At 44.1% G+C, this 21,917-nt stretch carries 23 protein-coding genes, 1 rRNA gene and 1 pseudogene; 8 read left to right on the forward strand and 17 right to left on the reverse strand.

The genetic code is table 11. The features are described 5' to 3' along the window. From E2K52_RS08320 to def, 4 genes are all read right to left on the reverse strand, one after another. Positions 1-79 (reverse strand): 16S ribosomal RNA (locus E2K52_RS08320); the annotation flags it as partial. Between the two features lie 583 nt (positions 80-662). Further along, the gene (locus E2K52_RS08325) at positions 663-2,663 is read right to left on the reverse strand and encodes a TonB-dependent copper receptor (RefSeq protein ID WP_151204694.1); all 2,001 of its coding nucleotides are present in this window, start codon (positions 2,661-2,663) and stop codon (positions 663-665) included. Positions 2,664-2,733: 70 nt separating this feature from the next. Next, on the reverse strand, positions 2,734-3,156 hold the full coding sequence (locus E2K52_RS08330) for a DUF2946 family protein (RefSeq protein WP_151204695.1): 423 nt from the start codon (positions 3,154-3,156) through the stop codon (positions 2,734-2,736). Between the two features lie 103 nt (positions 3,157-3,259). Next, positions 3,260-3,790, reverse strand: a complete 531-nt coding sequence (gene def / locus E2K52_RS08335) for a peptide deformylase (RefSeq protein WP_151204696.1) — start codon at positions 3,788-3,790, stop codon at positions 3,260-3,262. Between the two features lie 120 nt (positions 3,791-3,910). On the opposite strand from def, the gene E2K52_RS08340 reads away from it, so the two are divergent. The 3 genes from E2K52_RS08340 to E2K52_RS08350 all read left to right on the forward strand — a co-directional run bounded on the left by E2K52_RS08340 (position 3,911) and on the right by E2K52_RS08350 (position 6,905). Further along, positions 3,911-5,065 carry a LysM peptidoglycan-binding domain-containing protein gene (locus E2K52_RS08340; protein ID WP_151204697.1) on the forward strand — a complete coding sequence of 385 codons (1,155 nt, stop codon included), beginning with the start codon at positions 3,911-3,913 and terminating at the stop codon, positions 5,063-5,065. 89 nt (positions 5,066-5,154) lie between these two features. Further along, a complete protein-coding gene (gene dprA / locus E2K52_RS08345; protein ID WP_151204698.1) occupies positions 5,155-6,294 on the forward strand; it encodes a DNA-processing protein DprA in 1,140 nt (379 codons plus the stop codon). A 41-nt stretch (positions 6,295-6,335) separates the two neighbouring features. After that, complete coding sequence (locus E2K52_RS08350) at positions 6,336-6,905, forward strand: Sua5/YciO/YrdC/YwlC family protein (RefSeq protein ID WP_151204699.1); 570 nt, start codon at positions 6,336-6,338, stop codon at positions 6,903-6,905. A gap of 439 nt (positions 6,906-7,344) precedes the next feature. On the opposite strand, the gene E2K52_RS08355 is transcribed toward E2K52_RS08350, so the two are convergent. Next, entirely contained in the window at positions 7,345-8,244 is a 900-nt protein-coding gene (locus E2K52_RS08355; protein ID WP_151204700.1) for a DMT family transporter, read from the reverse strand. A gap of 115 nt (positions 8,245-8,359) precedes the next feature. Between E2K52_RS08355 and E2K52_RS08360 the strand changes: the two genes are divergently transcribed. The 4 genes from E2K52_RS08360 (at position 8,360) to E2K52_RS08375 (ending at position 11,468) form a co-directional block, all read left to right on the forward strand. Beyond that, the gene (locus tag E2K52_RS08360) at positions 8,360-9,121 is read left to right on the forward strand and encodes an AraC family transcriptional regulator (RefSeq protein WP_151204701.1); all 762 of its coding nucleotides are present in this window, start codon (positions 8,360-8,362) and stop codon (positions 9,119-9,121) included. A 184-nt stretch (positions 9,122-9,305) separates the two neighbouring features. Next, a complete protein-coding gene (locus E2K52_RS08365) occupies positions 9,306-9,899 on the forward strand; it encodes a DUF3558 domain-containing protein (protein WP_151204702.1) in 594 nt (197 codons plus the stop codon). 131 nt (positions 9,900-10,030) lie between these two features. Continuing rightward, positions 10,031-10,573 (forward strand): glutathione peroxidase, encoded by a 543-nt coding sequence (locus E2K52_RS08370; RefSeq protein ID WP_151204703.1) that lies wholly within the window; start codon positions 10,031-10,033, stop codon positions 10,571-10,573. Positions 10,574-10,880: 307 nt separating this feature from the next. Next, the gene (locus E2K52_RS08375; protein ID WP_151204704.1) at positions 10,881-11,468 is read left to right on the forward strand and encodes a hypothetical protein; all 588 of its coding nucleotides are present in this window, start codon (positions 10,881-10,883) and stop codon (positions 11,466-11,468) included. Between the two features lie 57 nt (positions 11,469-11,525). Here E2K52_RS08375 and adhP read toward each other — a convergent pair whose 3' ends face one another. From adhP to E2K52_RS08435, 12 genes are all read right to left on the reverse strand, one after another. After that, complete coding sequence (gene adhP / locus E2K52_RS08380; RefSeq protein WP_151204705.1) at positions 11,526-12,557, reverse strand: alcohol dehydrogenase AdhP; 1,032 nt, start codon at positions 12,555-12,557, stop codon at positions 11,526-11,528. 441 nt (positions 12,558-12,998) lie between these two features. Further along, a complete protein-coding gene (locus E2K52_RS08385; RefSeq protein WP_151204706.1) occupies positions 12,999-13,304 on the reverse strand; it encodes a hypothetical protein in 306 nt (101 codons plus the stop codon). A gap of 152 nt (positions 13,305-13,456) precedes the next feature. Then, complete coding sequence (locus E2K52_RS08390) at positions 13,457-13,876, reverse strand: F0F1 ATP synthase subunit epsilon (protein WP_151204707.1); 420 nt, start codon at positions 13,874-13,876, stop codon at positions 13,457-13,459. A 27-nt stretch (positions 13,877-13,903) separates the two neighbouring features. Next, positions 13,904-15,298 (reverse strand): F0F1 ATP synthase subunit beta, encoded by a 1,395-nt coding sequence (gene atpD / locus E2K52_RS08395; protein WP_151204708.1) that lies wholly within the window; start codon positions 15,296-15,298, stop codon positions 13,904-13,906. 26 nt (positions 15,299-15,324) lie between these two features. After that, a complete protein-coding gene (gene atpG / locus E2K52_RS08400; protein WP_151204709.1) occupies positions 15,325-16,194 on the reverse strand; it encodes a F0F1 ATP synthase subunit gamma in 870 nt (289 codons plus the stop codon). 89 nt (positions 16,195-16,283) lie between these two features. Continuing rightward, complete coding sequence (gene atpA, locus E2K52_RS08405; RefSeq protein ID WP_151204710.1) at positions 16,284-17,828, reverse strand: F0F1 ATP synthase subunit alpha; 1,545 nt, start codon at positions 17,826-17,828, stop codon at positions 16,284-16,286. Positions 17,829-17,874: 46 nt separating this feature from the next. Next, positions 17,875-18,411 carry a F0F1 ATP synthase subunit delta gene (locus tag E2K52_RS08410; RefSeq protein ID WP_151204711.1) on the reverse strand — a complete coding sequence of 179 codons (537 nt, stop codon included), beginning with the start codon at positions 18,409-18,411 and terminating at the stop codon, positions 17,875-17,877. Positions 18,412-18,423: 12 nt separating this feature from the next. Next, positions 18,424-18,894: a F0F1 ATP synthase subunit B gene (locus E2K52_RS08415; protein WP_151204712.1), complete on the reverse strand. Its 471-nt coding sequence runs from the start codon at positions 18,892-18,894 to the stop codon at positions 18,424-18,426. 39 nt (positions 18,895-18,933) lie between these two features. Continuing rightward, on the reverse strand, positions 18,934-19,179 hold the full coding sequence (atpE, locus tag E2K52_RS08420; RefSeq protein WP_000424060.1) for a F0F1 ATP synthase subunit C: 246 nt from the start codon (positions 19,177-19,179) through the stop codon (positions 18,934-18,936). Positions 19,180-19,261: 82 nt separating this feature from the next. After that, positions 19,262-20,137 carry a F0F1 ATP synthase subunit A gene (atpB, locus tag E2K52_RS08425; protein ID WP_151204713.1) on the reverse strand — a complete coding sequence of 292 codons (876 nt, stop codon included), beginning with the start codon at positions 20,135-20,137 and terminating at the stop codon, positions 19,262-19,264. A 104-nt stretch (positions 20,138-20,241) separates the two neighbouring features. Further along, positions 20,242-20,640 carry an ATP synthase subunit I gene (locus E2K52_RS08430; RefSeq protein WP_151204714.1) on the reverse strand — a complete coding sequence of 133 codons (399 nt, stop codon included), beginning with the start codon at positions 20,638-20,640 and terminating at the stop codon, positions 20,242-20,244. A 174-nt stretch (positions 20,641-20,814) separates the two neighbouring features. Next, the gene (locus tag E2K52_RS08435; protein WP_151204715.1) at positions 20,815-21,648 is read right to left on the reverse strand and encodes a metal ABC transporter solute-binding protein, Zn/Mn family; all 834 of its coding nucleotides are present in this window, start codon (positions 21,646-21,648) and stop codon (positions 20,815-20,817) included. A gap of 147 nt (positions 21,649-21,795) precedes the next feature. Here E2K52_RS08435 and E2K52_RS08440 point away from each other — a divergent pair. Next, positions 21,796-21,917 (forward strand): annotated as a pseudogene (locus tag E2K52_RS08440) (Fur family transcriptional regulator); the annotation flags it as partial.

Below are 21,917 nucleotides of genomic sequence, written 5' to 3' on the forward strand. Positions count from 1 at the left end.
TACCTTCGCCCCGCTCGACTTGCATGTGTTAAGCCTGCCGCCAGCGTTCAATCTGAGCCATGATCAAACTCTTCAGTTTAAAATCAGTAGTGCCTAAAGGACACCAATCTTGGCTCATCAATTTTCTGACAAATTCTCTCAAATAAACTTCGAGTAATTTAAACCAATCAATCAATGATAATATTTCGATCAATCAACCAGTAAAAATCCACACAAGTTGTTCTTCATAATCTCTTAATGATCTTCTTGCTACTTCGTCAGCAGCAAGCCAGGTCGGCTATGTTACGCTTTCTTTGTAGAAAGTCAACCAGTAAATCCGATTATTTTTAAACTCATTCAAGACACCTAAACTCAACACCTTGTGCTAAATCCTTGTTTCCTAACAAGTTTTAATCTTCATCACTGCCGATGGATGTGCATTCTACAGTATTTCAGACACGACGCAACACCTTTTTTAAAACATTTGAAACGTGTGTTTATTTTATAAACCAATAAATTTATAAGTTACTGTTTTAAATATAAAAAATATCTTAATAAAAATGTTCGTTATTTTCTCTCCAAATACCTATAAATAATAAACAATTGAAAAATATAAAATTTATATCTTTTAAAATAGAAAAAGCAGGATTTTCCTCCTGCTTTTTGTTGAATTTTAAATCAAGTTAGAACTTCATACTGATTCTTGCCCAGTAATTACGTCCAATATTGTTAAATTGTTCTGTAGCAGATAGACCGACACCGGCATTTCCCATTTTATTTAAGTGTTCGGTATATGCACGATCTAAGACATTATCAATACCTACTGATACATCAACTCCATCAGCAAGGTGGTAGGTACCATTTAATGATAAAGTGCCAAAGCCCGCGCTTTTCTTATTGTCATAACCTACAATGTTGCCTTCACGCTCACTGATACGACTTTGACCATCAACAACACGCCAATAAGCCCCCAAGGTATAACGGTCTTGGATATAACGTAGATTCACCCGACCTTCTAAAGGTGCAATTTGTGGCAATGGCGTATTATTGGTGGTGTTTTCTCCCCATGCATACATGGCACTGATATCTGCTTGAACCACATCGGTAAACTGATAACCAATTCCTGCTTCTACACCTGCGATGACAGCATCGACATTTCTCGTTTCTGCTTTATCACTTGCATTGTATTTGGTCAAAATAAAATCTTGAATCAAAGCTGTATAGGCAGATGCCCAAGAATTGAAATGACCATGCGCATGTTGATAACCTAAATCGAGTTGTAAAGTTTTCTCAGTATCGATGTTTTTAAAGGTATTTGGATTGCCATTACCCAATTCAGGACTAAATAGTTCCCAATAATCTGGCATACGCTCGACATAACCTAAACCAATGTAAGTTTTGCCATCCTCATGTTCAGGATGAATATTCTCAAATCGCAAAAAAGCACTTGGTAAAAGTTGCTGACGTGATTGATTTTTTTGTACGGCATCGACATCCACCTGATCTAGGCGTAAGCCTGTGACTAACTTATTTTGATCGTTGAGTTGATAGCTCAATTCACCAAAACCACCATAAGATTGAAATTCCATATCGGTCAGAACAGGCTTAGTCAGATAAGAGCCTTGTTTATCTGTTTTGCGAATACCATGTTCATTATTTTGGGTATCTATACCTGTAATAAACTGTAATTTATCCCACTCATGTGTCACAGCCATACGTGCATTTAATGTTTTTCGCGTTACATTGGTTGCCATTTCCATCATAGGTTTGGCGCGTAAACTATAGTTATCCATGACATGATCATTAAAGTTATAGTTCACCTGTGCTTCAACTTTCTTCAAAGTCTCAGTGACATTGTTCTTTTCAACACGTAAGCCCACACTCTCACGTGCAAACTTTGAACCATCCATGCCACGACCTGCATACACGGCTTCACCATTGGCCTTACCACCTGTCAGTTCTACCCAGGTATCTTCATCCGGTGTCCAACCGAGTGCGATATCGGTATTCCAGCGCTCCCAGTCTGAAGGGACTGTGTTGCCATCGCCATCTTGATAACTATCCGATACTGAACGGTTAGCATTCAAACGGATATATTTTTTCTCGTCTCCTGCAGCAGCTTCAATATTATGGTCTAGACGGCCAAATGAACCCATTAAGACACTGGCTTGACCACGGTAGTTTTGATCGTCATCAAACTGTTCAGGTGTACGCTCAAAAATCACGGTTGCCGCTGAACCGGTATTGGCATATTGCACCGTTTGTGGGCCTTTAATGACAGAAATACGGTCATAACTTTCCGGTGAAATATAAGAGGTCGGTGAATCCATTCGACTCGGACAGGCGCCCAGGTTTTCGGTGCCATCGGTCAAGATTTTGATGCGTGAACCAAACATGCCACGGAAGGTCACATCGCCATTGGTCCCGGCTCCACTATTCACTGCACTAAAGCCGACAATGCTTTGCAGATAATCCGCACCATCGGTGGCTGGAATTGGTTGAATGGGCTGTTTAGGATCGGCACTGACTATCAGGCCATTGGCCTCATTACCCGCAGCGGAGGTCACCACAATAGGAGCCAGTGTGTGTAGCACTTTCGCCTCATCTGCAAATACCACACCTGAAGTACACGCAACAGCAATCGCAGCCGCAAGGGGCTGTAAATAAAATTTTGGCTGAGCCATTTTGTTTCTCACTTAAATCATAGATATAACTGTGCCTAAGTCAGTGAAGACCCGGCGTATCAAACAGGCTTTAAGTGAATGCTGGCGGAGCGCGGCCTTGAGGAATAAGAAAAAGTTGTTGAAGGACAAACCAGACATGTTTAAAGGCTTTTTCAAAAGCAATTAAACGGACCAGAATACGATCCAGAACTTCTTGCACTTCCAGCTCAGGCGGCAGGATCAGATTGCCGTAGACCGTACAGTACTGGCATTGATGACTCGGATCGTGGTGATCATGCCCAGCGCTCTGCTCTATCACAGAATGGGATTCAAGATGGGAAGAGTCGGCATGGCTTGCAGACGAATGCTGAGTTACCGGCGATAAAAGTGCGCGCGTAATGGTTTCACAGACCGGTGCAACCTGATATTGCTCCGGCAGCAAAGGCTGTAAAAAAACAGCAATCTGTAAAAAAACAGCCACTAGAGAAAGCAGCAGTCCACCACGCAATACCATGATTGGCTAGCCCTACAAAACAGCAGATACTGAAAATTTGCCTGGTAGAGTATAACAAAGCCCAATCAAAATTGGGCTAAATTTATTCAAAAGAGCTGGAACTTTAACGTTTTACCGCAACTTTGGCTTTTTCACGCTGGCGGGCTGCTTTCTCAATTTTTTCACGTGCACGCTGACGCTTTAATGGCGACAAATAGTCCACAAACAGCTTGCCATTTAAGTGATCCATTTCATGTTGAATACACACAGCGAGAAGTCCATCAGCTTCCATCTCAAATGCTTGACCTTCAAGATTAATTGCCTCGATTTTTACACGTGACGGACGCTCAACTTTATCGTATATTTGAGGAACTGACAGACAGCCTTCTTCATAAGGCTGGGTTTCTTCAGTTAGTGGTGTAATTTTGGGGTTAATAAACACCATCGGTTGATCTTTATCTTCAGACAGGTCCATCACAATCAGCTGAATATGACGATCGACTTGAGTCGCAGCAAGTCCAATACCTGGCGCTTCGTACATGGTCTCAAACATATCTGCAGCGAGCTGACGAATCTCATCAGTGACTTCTTCGACTGGTTGTGCAATGGTGCGAAGACGGGGGTCCGGGAAACTTAAAATAGGTAATAAGGCCATACTGCGTCCTCAACTATGCCATTGATCAAAAAACCAAATGAAGGGAATGCTTCATCAAAAAAATGTGTGTAAGATCGTTATTATAACGCAACTACAGACATAATTTTAGGAATTATGATAATGAAAAAGGTTTTGAAGGGCATGCCATTTTTTAGTGCCCCGGGGTTTAAAAAACATGTGCTCGTACTCGCAGTTTGTATGGGCTTGGGGCTAGGAACAATTCACACCGCTGGGGCAGCGCCTACACGTAACGTCAATCCACCGAGCCTAAAAGCCAATGCACCACAAGTCTATGTAGTGAAAAAAGGTGATACGCTGTGGGATATTTCCAAACGATTCCTAAAAAATCCTGTACGTTGGCCGGAAATTTGGGCCAGTAATAAGCACGTGAAAAATCCACACTGGATTTTCCCGGGTGACCGCCTGCTGATGTGTGATTATCAAGGCCGTCCAATTATTGGTAAAGATGAAGGTGATGGCTGTGCAGGCATTATCAGCCGTTATATCGGTAGCACCGCGTTGCAACCACAGGTTCGGGTAGAATCTTTAAATAATACCATTCCGGTGATTCCGCTTGAACATATCAAGCAATGGCTGGAACGTAGCACGATTATTGCCCCAGAATCTCTGACCAGAACCCCTTATATTCTGGGAACAGCAGACCAGCGCGTGCTGGCAGGCAAAGGCCAGAAAGTATATAGCCGCGGTAAAGGGATTGTGGCTGGTCAGCGTTATGGGGTGTATCGTGAAGCTGAACCTTATATGCTTACCGATGCTAAAGGGAATAAATACAATGCCGGCCAGGAGCTGATACAGGTCGCGTCAGCGATTGCGGTACGCAATGAAAATGACATCAGTACTCTTGAATTGACCGATACCTATACTGCTGAAGTGCGTCGCGGTGACCGTGTCCTGCCAGAATATGATCCGATGTTACCGACCCTGTTTTATCCAACCAATGCTGAAAATGTAACCTCTGGTGGCCAGATTGTACGTGTACTGGGTTCAATCGGTACAGCTGCACGACATAGTGTGGTCACGATTGACCGTGGTACCACGCATGGGTTACAGGCCGGCCATGTGCTGAGTGTGAACCAGAAAGGTGAAGTCGTGACCGACCCGAAAACCAAGGAACGTATTCAGTTACCAGGTGAGCGTATTGGCAATATCATGGTCTTCAAGGCATTTGATCAGCTGAGCTATGCTTATGTACTTGAAAGTGAGCTGCCAATCAAGGTTGGGGCAGCGGTTCAGCCTCCCCTACTGGATGAATAATTTATAGTACTTGAGAGATGCTGCTGAAAACAGCAGTGTCTCCCTCCTCCACATTTCATAATAATAAGAAGACAGGTAAAGGTCTCGACATGTTGAAGTCCTTCTCGGCTGCGCAACTGGACATGATCAGTTTATGGTATCTGGTCCAGCATTCTCTGCCCAGTTTTTATAAAATCCGGCAGCACTATTCTCATCTGGGCGATGCCCTGCATCCTGATCAGGCACCCATCTGGCAAGCCTTAGGCATTCATGCCAATCATGTACAGCGGCTGAAAGAGTTTCAGCTCGAAGCTTCACAACAAAAGTTTCAGCAAAGTTTGCAGAGCATTCAACGTGATAGTGACTTCATTCTGTTAGACAGTGATCCTCATTATCCGCAGCAGTTAAGCCCCTATAATGATCGTCCGCCGATTCTATTTGGCCAGGGTCGGCCAGATTGTTTGTTACAGGCACAGATTGCTCTGGTGGGCAGTCGCAAGCCCAGTGCGCATGGCCGTCAGGTCGCTTATGATTTTGCCAGTTATCTGAGCGAACAGGGTTTTTATATTAATAGCGGACTTGCACAAGGGATTGATGAAGCCGCCCATCGCGCCGGACTGCAACAGCAAGGCACCATTGCAGTAATGGGAACCGGCCTGGACCAGACTTATCCGGCCCAGCATCAGCAGCTGCGCCAGCAAATTATTACTGAAGGTGGAGCTGTCATTAGCGAATTTTTACCCAATACCCCGCCCTTACAACACCATTTCCCACGGCGCAACCGGATTGTCAGTGGGCTGAGTCTCGGCATTATCGTGGCAGAAGCCACCTTAAAAAGTGGCTCGCTCATTACGGCCAAACTGGCTGCGGAGCAAGGTAAAACAGTCTTTGCCATTCCGGGGCATATTTATAGTGAGCATCATCAGGGTTGTCATCAACTGATTCGTGAAGGAGCCATTTTAGTTGATCATCCCGAGCAGGTGATTGAAGATCTGGCCCTGCCGACCCAATGGCAAGCCCTGCAAAACTCCATCAAAAATGAAACAGCAGTACATGAGCCGTCTTACATTCCGCAACATCTGATCTCCCTGTATAACCAGCTGGACTGGGTTGGACAAGATCTGGACCATTTAAGCAGTCAGCTCAGGCAGGATGTGGCTACTCTTACCAGCCAACTGATGGAACTTGAGCTTTTGGGCTTTAGTACTCAGCAAGCCGGCATGTATCTGCGTTGTCGTGTACTTAAATAAGGTTCACAATAGGCCTTTGTCGTTTTTAGTAAGGTATTCACATGATCACCACCTCTGTTTCCGAAGCAGCGACCTGTCTCAAAGCTGGACAAGTTCTGGCATATCCTACAGAGGCTGTTTGGGGGCTGGGTTGCGACCCTTATAATGAGCAGGCATTTCACCAGATTTTAAAGCTGAAACAGCGCCCAGTTGAAAAAGGCGTTATTTTGTTGGCGGCGCATATTGCTCAGGTCGAACATCTGCTGGGGGAGTTGAGCGAGGAAATGCGTGAAAAGGTGATTGAATCTTGGAGTAATAACCGCCCAGCAGAACGTGCAATTACCTGGTTATTACCCGCCCATGATGACATTCCCACCTGGATTAAAGGCCAGCATCCCAAAGTAGCAGTACGGGTTACCAGTCATTCACTATGTGTCGCCCTCTGTCAGGCTTTTGGCGGCTTTATTGTCTCCACCAGTGCCAACCCTGCGGGTCTGGAACCCGCGCGCTCCCTACAAGATGCGATTGGCTATTTTCAGCAGGATTTAAATTATTTAAATGGTGACTTGGGCTTGAGTCAGGAACCAAGCAGGATCATTGATGCCGTTACCGGAGAAATCATTCGAGACTAAAGTCATGCCCAAGCTTTGAACTTTATCAAGACCGACTAAAGTTTTAAGACAAAAAAAAGCTCAACCATATAGGGATGGCTGAGCATAAAAAAGGATGTGTATAAATCACATCCAGAGGGTACAGAAAATCTCTGGGAGTCTGATAAAACAAGGATTTTTTTGCTTCATCATTCTCGATGGGCGTATTATGAGAGAAACGCTTTAGAACAACAAGTATATAAAAAATATCATCTAAGACATTTTAACTATTAATAAATAAAAAATTTTAACTTATATTAAAAATATCTTACTCTTTCTATTCTGTTTTTAAAATAAAGCTATATTTTTATTATTGATATAACCCTTCAAAATTACCAATTTAGCAATCAATTTCAATAAAAATTTACTTTTCGTTTGATTGAATTTCAACCAAACGATCTTTTGAGTCACACAAAACAGCTTAGGCCAACCTGATTTTAGGCTGATATTGCGCCAGTAAAATCCCCAGGAGAATAATAGCCCCGCCCATACTATGATAGATGGTCCAGCTTTCAGCCAGCCAGATACTGGCAATAATCGCGGTAAAAACGGGCATCAGGTTCATGAAAATACTGGTCCGGTTGGGACCAATCTGCTGTACAGCCAGCATCCAGACCAGAGGTGCAATCAGCGAAGGAAAAATACCCGCATACAGCACACTGCTCAAGTTGGCAGTATTCAAACTGTCCAGCCCCAACCAGGCAATAAAGGGTAAATGATAGATCAGCGCGAAACCGATCTGGATATACAGACTGATCAATAAAGGGATCTGTAATTGCCACTTCTTCAAAAACACCCCATAAAAGGCGTAGAAAAATACTGCAATCACCATCAGCAGGTCACCCCAATGGGCGCCATTTTGCCACAATGCAGTCAGGTCCCCCTGAGCCATCACATACATCAGACCACAAAACGATAAAATACCGCCGATAATGGCAAAATAATTCGGTATATCTTTCAGAATAAAAAGAGAAACCAGAATGGTAAATATCGGAATAAAGGCATTAATTAGCCCCATATTGGTGGCTGTGGTGTAATGTGCCGCGGTATAGGCCAAACCCTGATAAAGCACCATTCCAAATGCGCTCAATACCGCCAACTGTAACCAGTGTTGTCTAACAAGCTGACGTTGCTGCCAGACCTTACTTAACATAAATGGAGTCAGAATGAGAAAGGCAATCAGCCAGCGATAAAAACTGATACTGGCCGGAGAAATCAGGTCGGCTGCATAGCGTGTCACCACAATATTTAATGACCAGATCATGACAGCCAGCACCGGCAAGGCAAATGCCCATGTCGGATTACGCAGATCGCTTGACATTTTTCTCACCTCAACGTATTCAAGCTCTTATTGTTATGGAAGTCTGAAATAATTGAAATACTGAATTTCAGACATCTATACTGTATAGAGGACATCTCGACGGATATTCAGAATAATGCAAAAACCGAACTCTCCTACGCTTGATAGGCTGATTGAGATCAATCAGTTTTTTTATAAAAAAGATGAAGAGGTGGAACCCCATTCTTCCCTGTGGGGGGATTTTAATTTTAGTCTGGACGGTATTTTGGAGCTTCGTACTGAAAAACAGACCTTTCTGGCTCCTCCCAATTATGCCCTGTGGCTACCTCCGCAGACTGAGCATTGTTCTGTTGCGCTGGATCACGGTATCACCCATTTTATCTGCATCAGGATTCATCCCAGCTTATGTGAGCATCTTCCTCAGGACGTTACAACCTTCAGTATCCGGCCTTTTCTGTCTGTCTTGGTCAGGGAAATTCTGGCACACCCTCCCGCTGCCCATAAGATGTATGTGCATCTTTTGCAGGTGCTGTTCGACCAAATACTCCAAGCCGAAAGGTATGATGATTATTTACCGCAAAGCCAGCATCCGGTATTGCTTCCCGTCTTGCAGCAGCTTGCAGATCCGATGTTGTTTCAATATGGCTTACATACCCTGCTCAAGCGATTTAGCCTGAGCGAACGGCAGATTTTACGTTTAAGCCAGCAGGAACTTGGCCTGCCTATTTCTGAATGGCGTAACCGTGCCAAAATTATTTATGCCATTGGACAAATTCGCCAAGGTACTTCCATCAAACGGCTTGCCTATGAGCTGGGTTATCAGCATAGCTCTAGCTTTATCGCCTTTTTCAAACGCTATACCGGCCAGACTCCCTCACAGATGCGCTCCTTAAATTAAATAAATATATATCAAAGATTTATAAAAAATCTCAGCCCTGCTGTTTTTATCACGTATAATTTTTAAGTATAAAAAGTAAAGCGTTGTCTCCCTACCTTTAAAGCATGTTTAAATAAAAAATTGGTTTTTATAAAAACGCTCATCTGCGAAATTTAATCTTACTTTTATACAGGGTACGCTTTGCATGAAAAAATTACTTATTACGACTGCCTGTATGGTAGGCCTGACACTTGCAGGCTGTAGTAAACCGACTGAGCCAGCTAAATCAGACCACACTCAAAGCGCTACGGCGACTGCACCTTCTACGCCTGCTCCCGCTACTTCAGGCAATATGACAACCAATCAGCATGAAGACATCCGTAATGACTTGAATCATCTGCAAACCCTGACCAACTCTAAGGCAGAAACTGCCATGGATTTTCAAGACCGGATGATGAAAGCCGTACAGGCCAATAACCGTGATCAGATTCAAACTGTCATGAAGGATATGCAGGGCTTCATGACAGAATTTAATCGTGACCTAAAAACACTGTCACTGAAAAGCCAGGAAGTGCATGAACTTCGCAACAAGTTTATTCATTCAAATGAACTGGGACTAGAGCTAACACGCTTGAGCACCGAAGCCAAACCAGATGAAGCTAAAATTAAGCAGCTTCAACAACAAGTTATGAATGTACAAAAGGATATTATGCGTGATGTACAAGCATTACAGGCCAAAATAAATCCACAACCAGCTCAACCAGCTCAACCAGCTCAACCAGCTCAACCAGCTCAATAATAAACCGGGCAGGTAGCTTTAGCCTGACCTGCCCTAATCACAACTTCCCCTAAAATCACTTGCTACCCAGCAAAATTCCAGCTAAAAAGAACAGCCTAAAACTTTAATTTATATGCGATAAGGATGCATGCATGACCTCGATTTCTGATATTTCCATTAAAACCATTCAAGGTGAAGAGATAAAGTTAGATCAATTCGCCGGAAAAGTTTTACTGATCGTCAATACCGCTTCCAAGTGCGGCCTGACTCCGCAATATGAAGGTTTAGAAAAACTCTACCGTGAGAAAAAAGATCAAGGTCTCGAAATATTAGGTTTTCCAGCCAATAATTTTTTAGAACAGGAACCGGGCTCGAATGAAGAAATCCAGCAATTCTGTTCACTGAACTATGATGTTTCTTTTCCGTTATTTGCTAAAATTTCTGTGGCTGGTCCAGATAAACATCCACTGTATCAAACATTGACAACTGCACAGCCAGAACGTATCGGTGAAGGTCCATGGTGGAAAGACTTGGTGGATTATGGCCTGACTCCCAATGAACCGCCTGAAGTCCTCTGGAACTTTGAAAAGTTTCTGGTCAATAAACAGGGGCAAGTCGTCGCGCGTTTCGCTCCCGACATTACAGCGGATGATCCGCGTATCGTAGATGCGGTGAATGCTGAACTCGCCAAATAACTGCTTACTGATTTTATAAGTATCTATGAGCCTTATAGATACTTATTTTTGAAATCATTCTCCCCTACTACTGCTTGCCTGATCAAAGCGGCATGTAGCTGAAGATCTGCCTTACCCATTCAGCAGGTAAAGCCCCGTCATCTGTACAAGGTATTGCACGAATTAGCTAAATCATTCCCTGATTTCAGGGTGATCTTTGAGAGCACTTAAAAAAGATTTGTTATGACTTTGCAACAATCTTTTTTATCTCCATAGTTTGTCTCTATATTAACCCCAAGAAATATACCCAGATTGAGATCCTGATTTTATGGCCAAGATACTTGCCAATGCCTTGCTTCCTTTTGCTTTATTTAGTTCGGCTATGGTCTTGTTAGGCTGCGAGCAAGCTGTAGAGCCGCCTGTTCAACCCGATGAGATTAACGCTTCCAAGCCAGAGTTAAATTCTGAGCAGCCAGTATCTTCGGAAACAGCAGCTGAACGGAAAAGCGGTAACATGTTTTATATCGTTCGTGATGTGGCAGATATGCAGCTTAAAGCCGGTGATTATGTTGAGCAACTTAAACAGACACAATCTGAGTTACAAACCGCTCTCAATGACCAGGATCAGCTCAAGCTTCAGGCCACTGCCAACGCATTGAAACAACAGCTAAATGGCTTGAATCAAACGCTCAACAGCCTGAATTTAAAGAGCCAAGAGATTGATTCTATTCGCCAAAATATGATACAGGCCAATCAGCAAGTATTGGCTACTCCTTTATTCAAGGGCGACATTGACCTCACCCAGGTCGACTTCAAGAAAATTGAACAGCAGCTAAATAGCGTCCAGCTTGAAATGATTAAACTGGCAGGCATGCTGATTCCGGACAATCAGAAGCAGTCCACTCAGGAAGGTTAATGTCCAGATCGCCTAGCTCCATTCACCTCTAGCAAATGGGGCTGGGCGATTGGCTGGCTAAAGCCGCATATCCACTACAATACGACCATCAATTTTGCCATGTGTCATCCGGTCAAAAATATCATTGATATTTTCAAGAGGTTCCACATGAATATGAGCCTTGACCTTACCGTGTGCCGCAATGTCCAGGGCTTCTTTTAAATCCAGCCGGGTTCCCACAATAGAACCGCGCACGGTAATACCTTCAAGCACCATATCAAAGATTGACAAGTCAAATGTTCCTGGCGGCAGACCATTTAATACCATGGTTCCACCACGACGAATGATGGCAATCGCCTGTGCAAATGCCTTTGGTGATACAGCAGTGACCAGTACACCATGACAACCGTCTCCGGTCGCTTTCATCACTTCTTCTTTCACATCCACTTTCAGGGCATTAATAGCAACATCTGCACCTAAACTTTTAGCCAGTTCCAGTTTGCTGTCATCTATATCAATGGCCACGATATTAAAACCCATGGCTTTGGCATATTGAACTGCGACATGACCCAAACCGCCAATACCGGAAATGGCCACCCAGTCCCCAGTTTTGGCTTCGGTCATTTTCAGGCCTTTATAAACCGTCACACCCGCACACAGGATCGGGGCTATTTCCAGCAGGTCGACTCCTTCAGGAATCACTCCCACATAATTGCCATCGGCCAAACAATATTCAGCAAAACTGCCATTCACTGAATAGCCTGAGTTTTGCTGTTGCTTACATAAGGTTTCCCAGCCAGCATAGCAATGATCGCAGTGCCCACAAGCAGAATACAGCCACGGAACACCCACAATATCACCCACCTTTAAGTGCTCAATACCTGCACCCACTTCAACCACTTCACCCACGCCTTCATGGCCAGGAATAAAGGGTAAAGTCGGTTTGACCGGCCAATCACCGTGTACCGCATGCAAATCGGTATGACAAACACCCGTGGCAATAATTTTCATTAATACCTTACCGGGCGCAATTTTCGGAATTTCCACCTCTTGGATTTGCAGCGGCTGATTAAACTCAGTGACCACCGCTGCTTTCATTGTCGTTTTCATATTTATTTTCTCCCAATTACTCATATCAAGGAGCCAACATTTTTAAGCGCTCTTTCTTCACTATATCGAATAATAAATAACCAATAGTTAGAGATTTGTAGAAAATTTGCGTACTTCCAAATATGATTATCAGAAAGAAAAATACCGGGAGAGGACTGAAAAACTTAAAGCAGAGGGAGAACACGCCTCTACTGCAAAACACTGGATTGCCAAGATTAAGACTAAAAAAATGTTGTGGTTTAATATTTCTTGGATTCTAAAATTTAATACCAACCAAATTGTTAAGAGGGCTATCAAGCCCAGCTTTCTACGCCAAGTATCTTCCTCAGCTGTCAAAAATTACAAGCATCTAACCAGAATCAAGTTTTGGATCAAACTTTAAGGTCATCAATATTGTCAGAAATAGACAATGGCCTCGTGAGCTTATTGCTTGATAAAATTTTATTCTGCTTTTTGAGTGTTACGCCAGGCTTTAAATGCTGCCTGCATGGCATGCTGTTGATAAGGCTTGACCACACGACTTTCGAGAGTTGAAAAATCGCCTTTATAGACCAGATCCACCACCGATTTTGCCAGTTCCCGAATGCTGACACTACCCCGATGTTCATATTGCAAGATTTCTTGTGGTGTCAACACCACATCCCAGCAAGACAGTGCGGAACCCAGATCTACCGCGATACTGAGGTAATAATGAGCATCATCCTGATAGAGTTCCCAAAAGTGGGGTTCATGAGCAATAAGGTTCATATCAATTCATTAAGCAAATGATAGACTTAATATATTACATGAGCTGAATGAGAAGCTATGCAACTTTAGAGAGTATTTCTAGCCTTGCTTTCTATAGGATGAAACATAAAAAAACCACCCTTTCGGGTGGTTTTTCAATCTCAAACCGACAATTACATTGCGCGGTTTTTGATTTTGCGGATCGTTTCCAGCTGAGCAGCAGTTTCTGCAAGAGCAGCCAAAGCAGCAGCAGCATCCAAATCGCTCTTTTGATTGGCCAGCAATTGTTCAGCGTGTTTACGCGCTTCAATAATTGCCGCTTCATCCAAGTTTTCTGCACGGACTGCTGTATCAGCAAGAACCGTAACAACATGCGGTTGAACTTCTAGAATACCACCAGATACATAGATCAACTCTTCTGTACCATTTTCCAAAATAACGCGGATCGCGCCAGGTTGGAGCAAAGTTACTAGCGGCGCATGACCAGGCATAATACCCAGCTCACCACCAGCACCTTTTGCAATTAGCATAGTCACAGTGCCTGAGTACAAAGACTCCTGAACACTTACAACATCACATTGCATAGTCGCCATGAGAATCTCCTAAATTAGAGTAGCTAATTAAAGTTTCTCGGCTTTAGCAATCACTTCGTCAATACCACCAACCATATAGAACGCTTGTTCTGGAATGTGATCGTATTCACCAGCTAGAAGACCTTTAAAGCCACGAATCGTTTCTTTAAGCGGTACAAGTTTACCAGGCGCGCCAGTAAATACTTCAGCTACGTGGAACGGTTGCGAGAAGAAACGCTGGATCTTACGTGCACGGTATACAGTAAGTTTGTCTTCTTCTGACAATTCGTCCATACCAAGAATCGCGATGATGTCTTTCAATTCTTTATAACGTTGTAAAACGTTTTGAACTGAACGAGCAATCTCGTAGTGCTCTTGACCAACGACCAGTGGATCTAACTGACGTGAAGTTGAGTCTAGTGGATCGATCGCTGGATAAATACCAGAAGATGCGATGTCACGGCTCAATACAACAGTTGCGTCCAAGTGAGCAAACGTTGTCGCAGGCGACGGGTCAGTCAAGTCATCGGCAGGTACGTATACCGCTTGGATTGACGTAATCGAACCAGACTTAGTCGATGTAATACGTTCCTGAAGAACACCCATCTCTTCTGCAAGTGTAGGCTGATAACCTACTGCAGATGGCATACGACCTAGAAGTGCTGATACTTCAGTACCCGCTAGTGTATAACGATAGATGTTATCTACGAACAAGAGTACGTCACGGCCTTTACCGTTTTCGTCTTTCTCATCACGGAAATATTCAGCCATGGTCAAACCAGTCAACGCTACGCGTAAACGGTTACCTGGTGGCTCGTTCATCTGACCGTAGACCATTGCTACTTTGTCTAGAACGTTAGAATCTTTCATTTCGTGATAGAAGTCGTTACCTTCACGAGTACGCTCACCAACACCAGCAAACACAGATAAACCTGAGTGTGCTTTTGCGATGTTGTTGATCAGTTCCATCATGTTTACAGTTTTACCAACACCGGCACCACCGAACAGACCAACTTTACCACCTTTCGCGAACGGGCATAGCAAGTCAATGACTTTAATACCAGTTTCTAAAAGGTCAGTAGAAGCCGCTTGTTCTGCATAAGAAGGCGCTTGACGGTGAATTGGTAAACGCGCTTCAGTCGCAACCGGACCAGCTTCGTCGATTGGGCGACCAAGAACGTCCATGATACGGCCTAGAGTCGCTGTACCTACTGGTACAGAAATCGGCGCGTTAGTATTCGTTACGTTCAAACCACGCTTAAGGCCTTCAGTAGAACCCATTGCAATAGTACGAACTACGCCATCACCAAGCTGTTGCTGAACTTCTAAAGTAGTTTCAGTACCATCTACTTGGAGAGCGTCATAGATCTTAGGAACGCTGTTGCGTTCAAACTCGACGTCGATAACCGCGCCGATGATCTGAATGATACGACCGCTATTCATTGCTGTCTCCTCAATTCAAAATAATGTTAAACGGCAGCGGCACCACCAACGATCTCAGAAATTTCCTGAGTAATCGCGGCTTGACGCAGCTTGTTATAAATAAGTTGCAGGCTCTTAATGATCTCGCCTGCGTTGTCTGTCGCTGCTTTCATAGCGACCATACGTGCAGACTGCTCACATGCGATGTTTTCAATCACACCTTGATACACCACAGACTCGATATAGCGAACCAACAAACCATTTAAAAGCTCTTCAGCTTCAGGTTCGTAGATATAGTCCCAACCGTATTGACGGTTAAGATTCTTGTCTTCTTCAGCAGCTGCCAAAGGAACAAGCTGTTCGATCTTTTGATTTTGAGTCATGGCATTGACAAAGCCGTTTGATACCAGATAAATACGATCTAACTCGCCTTTATCATAAGCATCCAACATCACCTGTACAGAACCAGATAACTGCTCAAGACTCGGTGTATCGCCTACGTTTGTAGTCGCACCCAGCACTTTACCGCCGTAGTTTTTAAAAAACGAAACCGCTTTTTGACCAATTAAAGCAAATTGAACTTCAATTGACTGCTCTTGTTGCTGCTGGACGTGTTTAACCACTTTCTTGAACAGGTTAATGTTCAAACCACCAGCCAGGCCGCGATCTGAAGACACAATGATATAGCCAACGCGCTTAACCGGGCGGTCTACCATATAACGGTGTTTGTATTCAGGATTCGCTTGAACCAAGTGAGCAATTACACGGTGCATATTTTCGGCATACGGACGGCCTTGAGCCATGCGCTCTTGCGCACGACGCATCTTAGAAGCTGCTACCATTTGCATCGCGCGAGTAATTTTCTGCGTGCTCTTGATACTAGCTACTTTGGCGCGAATTTCTTTTAAATTTGCCATACGCTTAACCTAGTATTCGAAAGCCCTTGCGAGCTTCCGAAGGTTGATTCCGTGAACCAAACCAATACTAAATTCAACAAGGTTGAAAATTAGTAAGTTTGAGTCGCTTTAAAGCTTTCAATACCTGCTTTGATTGCAGCTTCGATGTCTTTGTTATAATCACCAGTGTCATCGATTTTTTGCATTAACGCAGCATGCTCTGAACGGAAGTAAGAAATTAACGCAGCATCAAAGTCTACGATTTTCTTCACTTCAACATCAGCCATGTAGCCTTCGTTAGAGGCATAAATTGAAACAGCCTGGTCAGCAATTGAGTATGGAGCATATTGTTTTTGCTTCATTAACTCAGTTACACGTTGACCATGTTCAAGTTGCTTACGAGTTGCTTCGTCAAGGTCAGAAGCGAACTGAGCAAACGCTGCCAATTCACGGTATTGTGCTAAAGCGGTACGGATACCACCAGACAATTTCTTGATGATCTTAGTTTGCGCTGAACCACCTACACGAGATACAGAGATACCCGCGTTCACAGCAGGACGGATACCTGAGTTGAACAGAGATGTTTCAAGGAAGATCTGACCATCAGTAATCGAAATTACGTTTGTCGGTACGAATGCAGATACGTCACCTGCTTGAGTTTCAATAATTGGCAATGCAGTTAGAGAACCAGTCTGGCCTTTAACTTCACCATTAGTGAATTTCTCAACATAGTCAGCAGATACACGAGAAGCACGTTCAAGTAGACGCGAGTGTAGATAGAACACGTCACCTGGATATGCTTCACGACCTGGCGGACGACGAAGAAGCAATGAGATTTGACGGTAAGCCACTGCTTGCTTAGACAAGTCATCATAGATGATCAGTGCATCTTCACCGCGGTCACGGAAGTATTCACCCATTGTACAGCCAGAGTACGGAGCCAGATACAGCATTGCTGCTGGATCAGCTGCAGCAGCTGCTACAACAGTGGTATACGCCATCGCGCCAGTTTCTTCCAGCTTGCGTACTACGTTGGCAATCGTCGATTGTTTCTGACCGATTGCTACATAGATACATTTAATGCCAGAGTTTTTCTGAGCGATGATCGCATCGATCGCCATAGCTGTTTTACCAGTCTGACGGTCACCAATGATCAACTCACGCTGACCACGGCCGATTGGAATCATTGTATCTACTGATTTATAACCAGTTTGTACAGGCTGATCCACTGATTGACGCCAAATTACGCCTGGTGCAACTTTTTCTACTGCATCAGTTAATTTCGCATCGATCGGGCCTTTACCATCAATCGGGTTACCCAAAGCATCGACAACACGGCCTAGAAGTTCAGGACCAACCGGAACTTCTAATACGCGACCTGTACAACGCGCTTTTTGGCCTTCTTGAAGGCTTAAGTAGTTACCTAAAACAACGACGCCCACTGAATCCTGTTCTAGGTTCAGTGCCATACCGTATAAGCCGCCGTCGAATTCGATCATTTCACCGTACATTGCATCAGCAAGGCCGTGAATACGCACAATACCGTCGGAAACCATAACAATGGTTCCTTCGTTCTTAGCGGTCGCGCTGGTGTCCAGATCGCCGATACGCTGTTTAATGAGCGCACTGATCTCGGATGGATTCAGTTGTTGCATTGCGCTATACCTCAATCTTTTTAAAGTTCAGTCTTCTTATATGCAATTAAGCCAGAAGACGAGTACGCATTTTTTCAAGCTTGTTAAGCGCAGAATCATCTATCACTTGGTCGCCTGCACGAATAACTACACCAGCAATAAGCTCTGGTTTTACTTCTACAGAAACATTTACCGCAGCTTCGAATTTTTTCTCGAGCGCTTGCGCTAACGTTTGTTCTTGTACAGAAGTTAATGGGAATGCTGATTCAATTACAACATCCACAGTATTGTTATTCTGTGATTTGAGCTGTTCATATTCTGCAGCAATTTCAGGAAGCAGAGTCAGACGGTCATTTTCTGCAAGCAATGTCAAAAAGTTAGACACTGCTGCGGTCTGATCTTCACCTAAAATTTTAGCAAAAAGAGCCACCTGCTCGGCAGGTGTAAGCTCAGGGCGATTTAGATAAGCTGAAAATGCTTCGTCTTGCACCGCAGCACTGAGCACTTCAAGTACAGTTGACCATGAGTCAGTTGCACTCTGCTCAGAAGCATAAGCAAATGCTGCCTTAGCGTAAGGGCGTGCCAACGTCAAGAGTTCAGCCATAATCCGCCTCTCTTAAAGTTTAGCAGCCAGCTGAGTCAGCATGGCATTGTGAGCTTCTGCATCAACTTGTTGGCTCAGAATTTTCTCTGCACCCGTCACTGCAAGAGCAGCAACTTGTTGACGTAATTCTTCGCGAGCAGAATTGATTTCTGTATCAACAGCTTCTTTTGCTTGTTGACGAATACGCTCACCTTCCGCAGATGCTTGGGTACGAGCTTCTTCTACCAATTGCGCTGCACGACGGTTCGCTTGTTCGATCAATTGAGCCGCTTGTGCCTTTGCTGCATCTAACTCAGCTTTCACTTGTGCTTGCGCGTCTGCAAGGTCAGCTTTCGCTTTTTCAGCAGCATTTAAGCCATCAGCAATTTTACGCTGACGTTCACTAATCGCATTGATTAGTGGTGGCCAAACGAATTTCATGCAGAATGCGACAAAAATCGCAAACGCAATCGCTTGGCCAAACAATGTGAGGTTGATATTCATTGCAAATTCCTCAAATAGTGAATTTCGGAATTAAGCTGATTAACCTACAAATGGATTAGCGAAGATGAAGAACAAGCCAATACCAACACCGATCATAGGTACAGCATCAAGAAGACCCGCGATTAAGAACATACGAGTTTGAAGCTGTGGAGCCAATTCTGGTTGACGAGCTACTGCTTCAAGGAAGCGGCCGCCTAGAAGACCAAAACCAATCGCAGTACCTAAAGCACCGAAAGCGATCAAAATAGCAGATGCAATTGCAACTAGACCTAAAGTGAGTTCCATGATAATTCCTCAGAGGTTAGGTTTATACCCAATTAAATTAAAAATTGTACCTAACCATCTTATGACAGTTAGGCAATTAACATTAATGCTTTTCGCTTGCCATGCTTAGATAAACAATGGTTAGCATCATAAAGATAAATGCTTGCAGGGTGATAATCAGAATATGGAAAATCGCCCAAGGCACAGACAATGCCCACTGGATCCAGAACGGTAATAATGCGATCAAGATGAAGATCAACTCACCCGCATACATGTTACCGAACAGTCGTAGAGCCAATGAAACTGGTCTCGCCAAGAAAGTGGTTAATTCCAGCAACAAGTTGAATGGAATTAAAAGCACTTTAGCAACTGGATTCTTTGGATTGAACGGATTCAGTGCCAACTCACCAACAAAGCCTCCAATACCCTTTTCGCGGATACTGTAGAATAAGATCAGGAAGAATACAGAAATTGACATACCTAAGGTAACGTTTGGATCTGTAGTCGGAACAATCTTAAAGTAAACTTGATGAGGATCTACACCAAGCATCGAACCAATCAACTGCTGAGCTGTATAAGGAATAAAGTCAACAGGGATTAAGTCCATCAAGTTCATGAGGAAAATCCACACGAAAATAGTTAATGCCAATGGTGCAATCAGACGTGACTTACCGTGGAAGGTGTCACGTACACTTGAATCTACAAACTCGATAATCATTTCAATTGCAGACTGGAACTTGGTCGGAACACCAGAGTTTGCAGCTTTCGCCACGACCCAGAACAGCAAACAGAAAATCAGACCCAGCCCGATAGACCAACCCATTGAATCCAAGTGAATAGCAGTGAACCCCATCTGTTGAGCTTCAGCACCGCTCTCGGCCAACTTCCATGTACCGTCCGGCATTTTGCCGTAGGTCATATTGGTCAAGTGATGCTTGATATACTCGGTCGAAGTAAGGGCATGTTCTTCAGCAGCCATAAATCACACCTGGTCAATGTCAAAAAACTAATAGAACAAGCGAACATCGCGTGCTGCTTGATATCTCGCCTGCTCAAAAAAAACTTTTCAATTTTTTGTTGTGCTTAAACTCGTTTTTGTAGACGTGACACCCAAAACGGAGCGACCCACGACATGGCCTGAACGAGCATAAAACCACAAAACAACGCCACCGCTGACAACGGCTTAACATTGCCTAAAATTAAAATGAAGCCAACAATCACGATTGCAAACTTGCCCATCATACCTTTATACATGTTCGAAAGAACCTGTTTAGAGGCACGAGCTCCCGCTGTCCGAAACGATTGCCATGAAAAATAACAGGTCGCAAGCCAACAGACGAACGCCCCTAAAGCGGCACTCAAGGCTGCGGTTGAGTCTTTCACGACCCAGCCGATCAAGGCTGAAACAGGGATCATACACGCTTGTAAGAGGACTAAAGCTTTCGCTAATCGTCGGTCAATCAAGCGACTAGTTCGGCTCATTATTTATTCACTCACTGCAAGCATGCTTGACAAGTTTAGCTGATGATTATTTTTAATCGCAGGCATTATAGAGTTACACCCCTGAACATGCAATCTTTTCCCGACCTTAGTCGTGTTTTTTTCCACAGGCCAAATGCTGGCAAACTAATCAAAACTTGTCTATTTTTTAAATCATTAGCGCGCACTTAACACGCAGTTCTGGGTTTGTCCAGCCAATTTCTGCCAGCCCTGTATAAAGTCCCCTACCCCATTCATGCTTTCATCCACCGTCTGAAAGACAATTGGCTGGAGTTTACGGTACTGACTTTCTCCGGCATGTGCTTCGGCCAGCAGGCACATTTTGGGTTGTGGACGGTGATCATGCAGGAACTTGATCTGTGCCATGGTCGGTGCCACATGCGGATCATCGGTCATGGCGCCCATGAACTTGAGGTTCAGCGGACGTTCCAGATACTGATAGGCATCGTGATAGGCCCAATAAGGACGGGCTTTGCTGACAGAGTGGTAACGCTGGGCTGTGGCCAACATGTTTTGCGCAAAGTCACGTGCATTGTTCCAGTAAATTTCACGATATTGCGGTAATTGCTGGGAACGCAAGGCCGCAATAAAGAAACCGATACGGACTGCATTATTCGGATCCAGCCAGACATGGGTATCGACCGTCTCCTTTAAGGCAGCACCTTTAGGATTACGCATCGGCAAGATACTCAGGATCCCTGATTCCAAAAGAGCGATACTTTTTTTATTGTCCAGCACTTTGGACAGCGGCGCTTCATGGGCCTGTCCCAGCCAGATCACCAGTCCGGCATCTTGAATGGTTTTACGGTGTGCCGGAGTCAGACTGACATCATGACCACTTTGATTGGCCAGTAATAAGGTTGGCTGCTCCGCCCCCTGGGTAATTTTCTTGGCAATCAGATAAATGGGCTGCGTCGAAACCACCAGACTTTGTGACCAGCTGAATGTGCTGAATAAAGCCAGACTACACAGGGCAAGGAAACGGAACATGAGTAGAACTCACCTAAAAACGAGGAAATTGTTAAGTGTTATAATATAACAAAATAGCAAAAATACCTATGCCTGATCGAAACTCCAGGTACTTCATGCTAAGATTTGAAATCTTTTTAATTTTCAGTTTCGCACTTGAGGTGAACTATGGGTTCATGTTCGCACGAGCACCACAACGCATTGCATGGCGTGCACGATCATTCAAATGTCGAGCGCCGTCTTGCAGAAGCGGAAAGTATTTGTGCAGCAACTGGAGCACGACTGACGCC

This window comes from Acinetobacter sp. RF14B (assembly GCF_006864105.1).
GTDB lineage: Bacteria > Pseudomonadota > Gammaproteobacteria > Pseudomonadales > Moraxellaceae > Acinetobacter > Acinetobacter lwoffii_C.

What these genes read in the sequence shown, in the direction of transcription:
- E2K52_RS08360 (WP_151204701.1), top strand. Translation starts at nt 8,360, where the DNA reads ATGCAAAAACCGAACTCTCCTACGCTTGATAGGCTGATTGAGATCAAT.
- E2K52_RS08435 (WP_151204715.1), bottom strand. Translation starts at nt 21,648, where the DNA reads ATGTTCCGTTTCCTTGCCCTGTGTAGTCTGGCTTTATTCAGCACATTC.
- E2K52_RS08410 (WP_151204711.1), bottom strand. Translation starts at nt 18,411, where the DNA reads ATGGCTGAACTCTTGACGTTGGCACGCCCTTACGCTAAGGCAGCATTT.
- E2K52_RS08340 (WP_151204697.1), top strand. Translation starts at nt 3,911, where the DNA reads ATGAAAAAGGTTTTGAAGGGCATGCCATTTTTTAGTGCCCCGGGGTTT.
- adhP (WP_151204705.1), bottom strand. Translation starts at nt 12,557, where the DNA reads ATGAAAACGACAATGAAAGCAGCGGTGGTCACTGAGTTTAATCAGCCG.
- E2K52_RS08325 (WP_151204694.1), bottom strand. Translation starts at nt 2,663, where the DNA reads ATGGCTCAGCCAAAATTTTATTTACAGCCCCTTGCGGCTGCGATTGCT.
- E2K52_RS08330 (WP_151204695.1), bottom strand. Translation starts at nt 3,156, where the DNA reads ATGGTATTGCGTGGTGGACTGCTGCTTTCTCTAGTGGCTGTTTTTTTA.
- E2K52_RS08390 (WP_151204707.1), bottom strand. Translation starts at nt 13,876, where the DNA reads ATGGCGACTATGCAATGTGATGTTGTAAGTGTTCAGGAGTCTTTGTAC.
- def (WP_151204696.1), bottom strand. Translation starts at nt 3,790, where the DNA reads ATGGCCTTATTACCTATTTTAAGTTTCCCGGACCCCCGTCTTCGCACC.
- atpA (WP_151204710.1), bottom strand. Translation starts at nt 17,828, where the DNA reads ATGCAACAACTGAATCCATCCGAGATCAGTGCGCTCATTAAACAGCGT.
- atpD (WP_151204708.1), bottom strand. Translation starts at nt 15,298, where the DNA reads ATGAATAGCGGTCGTATCATTCAGATCATCGGCGCGGTTATCGACGTC.
- E2K52_RS08385 (WP_151204706.1), bottom strand. Translation starts at nt 13,304, where the DNA reads ATGAACCTTATTGCTCATGAACCCCACTTTTGGGAACTCTATCAGGAT.
- E2K52_RS08370 (WP_151204703.1), top strand. Translation starts at nt 10,031, where the DNA reads ATGACCTCGATTTCTGATATTTCCATTAAAACCATTCAAGGTGAAGAG.
- E2K52_RS08365 (WP_151204702.1), top strand. Translation starts at nt 9,306, where the DNA reads ATGAAAAAATTACTTATTACGACTGCCTGTATGGTAGGCCTGACACTT.
- E2K52_RS08350 (WP_151204699.1), top strand. Translation starts at nt 6,336, where the DNA reads ATGATCACCACCTCTGTTTCCGAAGCAGCGACCTGTCTCAAAGCTGGA.
- E2K52_RS08415 (WP_151204712.1), bottom strand. Translation starts at nt 18,894, where the DNA reads ATGAATATCAACCTCACATTGTTTGGCCAAGCGATTGCGTTTGCGATT.
- E2K52_RS08375 (WP_151204704.1), top strand. Translation starts at nt 10,881, where the DNA reads ATGGCCAAGATACTTGCCAATGCCTTGCTTCCTTTTGCTTTATTTAGT.
- atpE (WP_000424060.1), bottom strand. Translation starts at nt 19,179, where the DNA reads ATGGAACTCACTTTAGGTCTAGTTGCAATTGCATCTGCTATTTTGATC.
- E2K52_RS08355 (WP_151204700.1), bottom strand. Translation starts at nt 8,244, where the DNA reads ATGTCAAGCGATCTGCGTAATCCGACATGGGCATTTGCCTTGCCGGTG.
- E2K52_RS08430 (WP_151204714.1), bottom strand. Translation starts at nt 20,640, where the DNA reads ATGAGCCGAACTAGTCGCTTGATTGACCGACGATTAGCGAAAGCTTTA.
- dprA (WP_151204698.1), top strand. Translation starts at nt 5,155, where the DNA reads ATGTTGAAGTCCTTCTCGGCTGCGCAACTGGACATGATCAGTTTATGG.
- atpG (WP_151204709.1), bottom strand. Translation starts at nt 16,194, where the DNA reads ATGGCAAATTTAAAAGAAATTCGCGCCAAAGTAGCTAGTATCAAGAGC.
- atpB (WP_151204713.1), bottom strand. Translation starts at nt 20,137, where the DNA reads ATGGCTGCTGAAGAACATGCCCTTACTTCGACCGAGTATATCAAGCAT.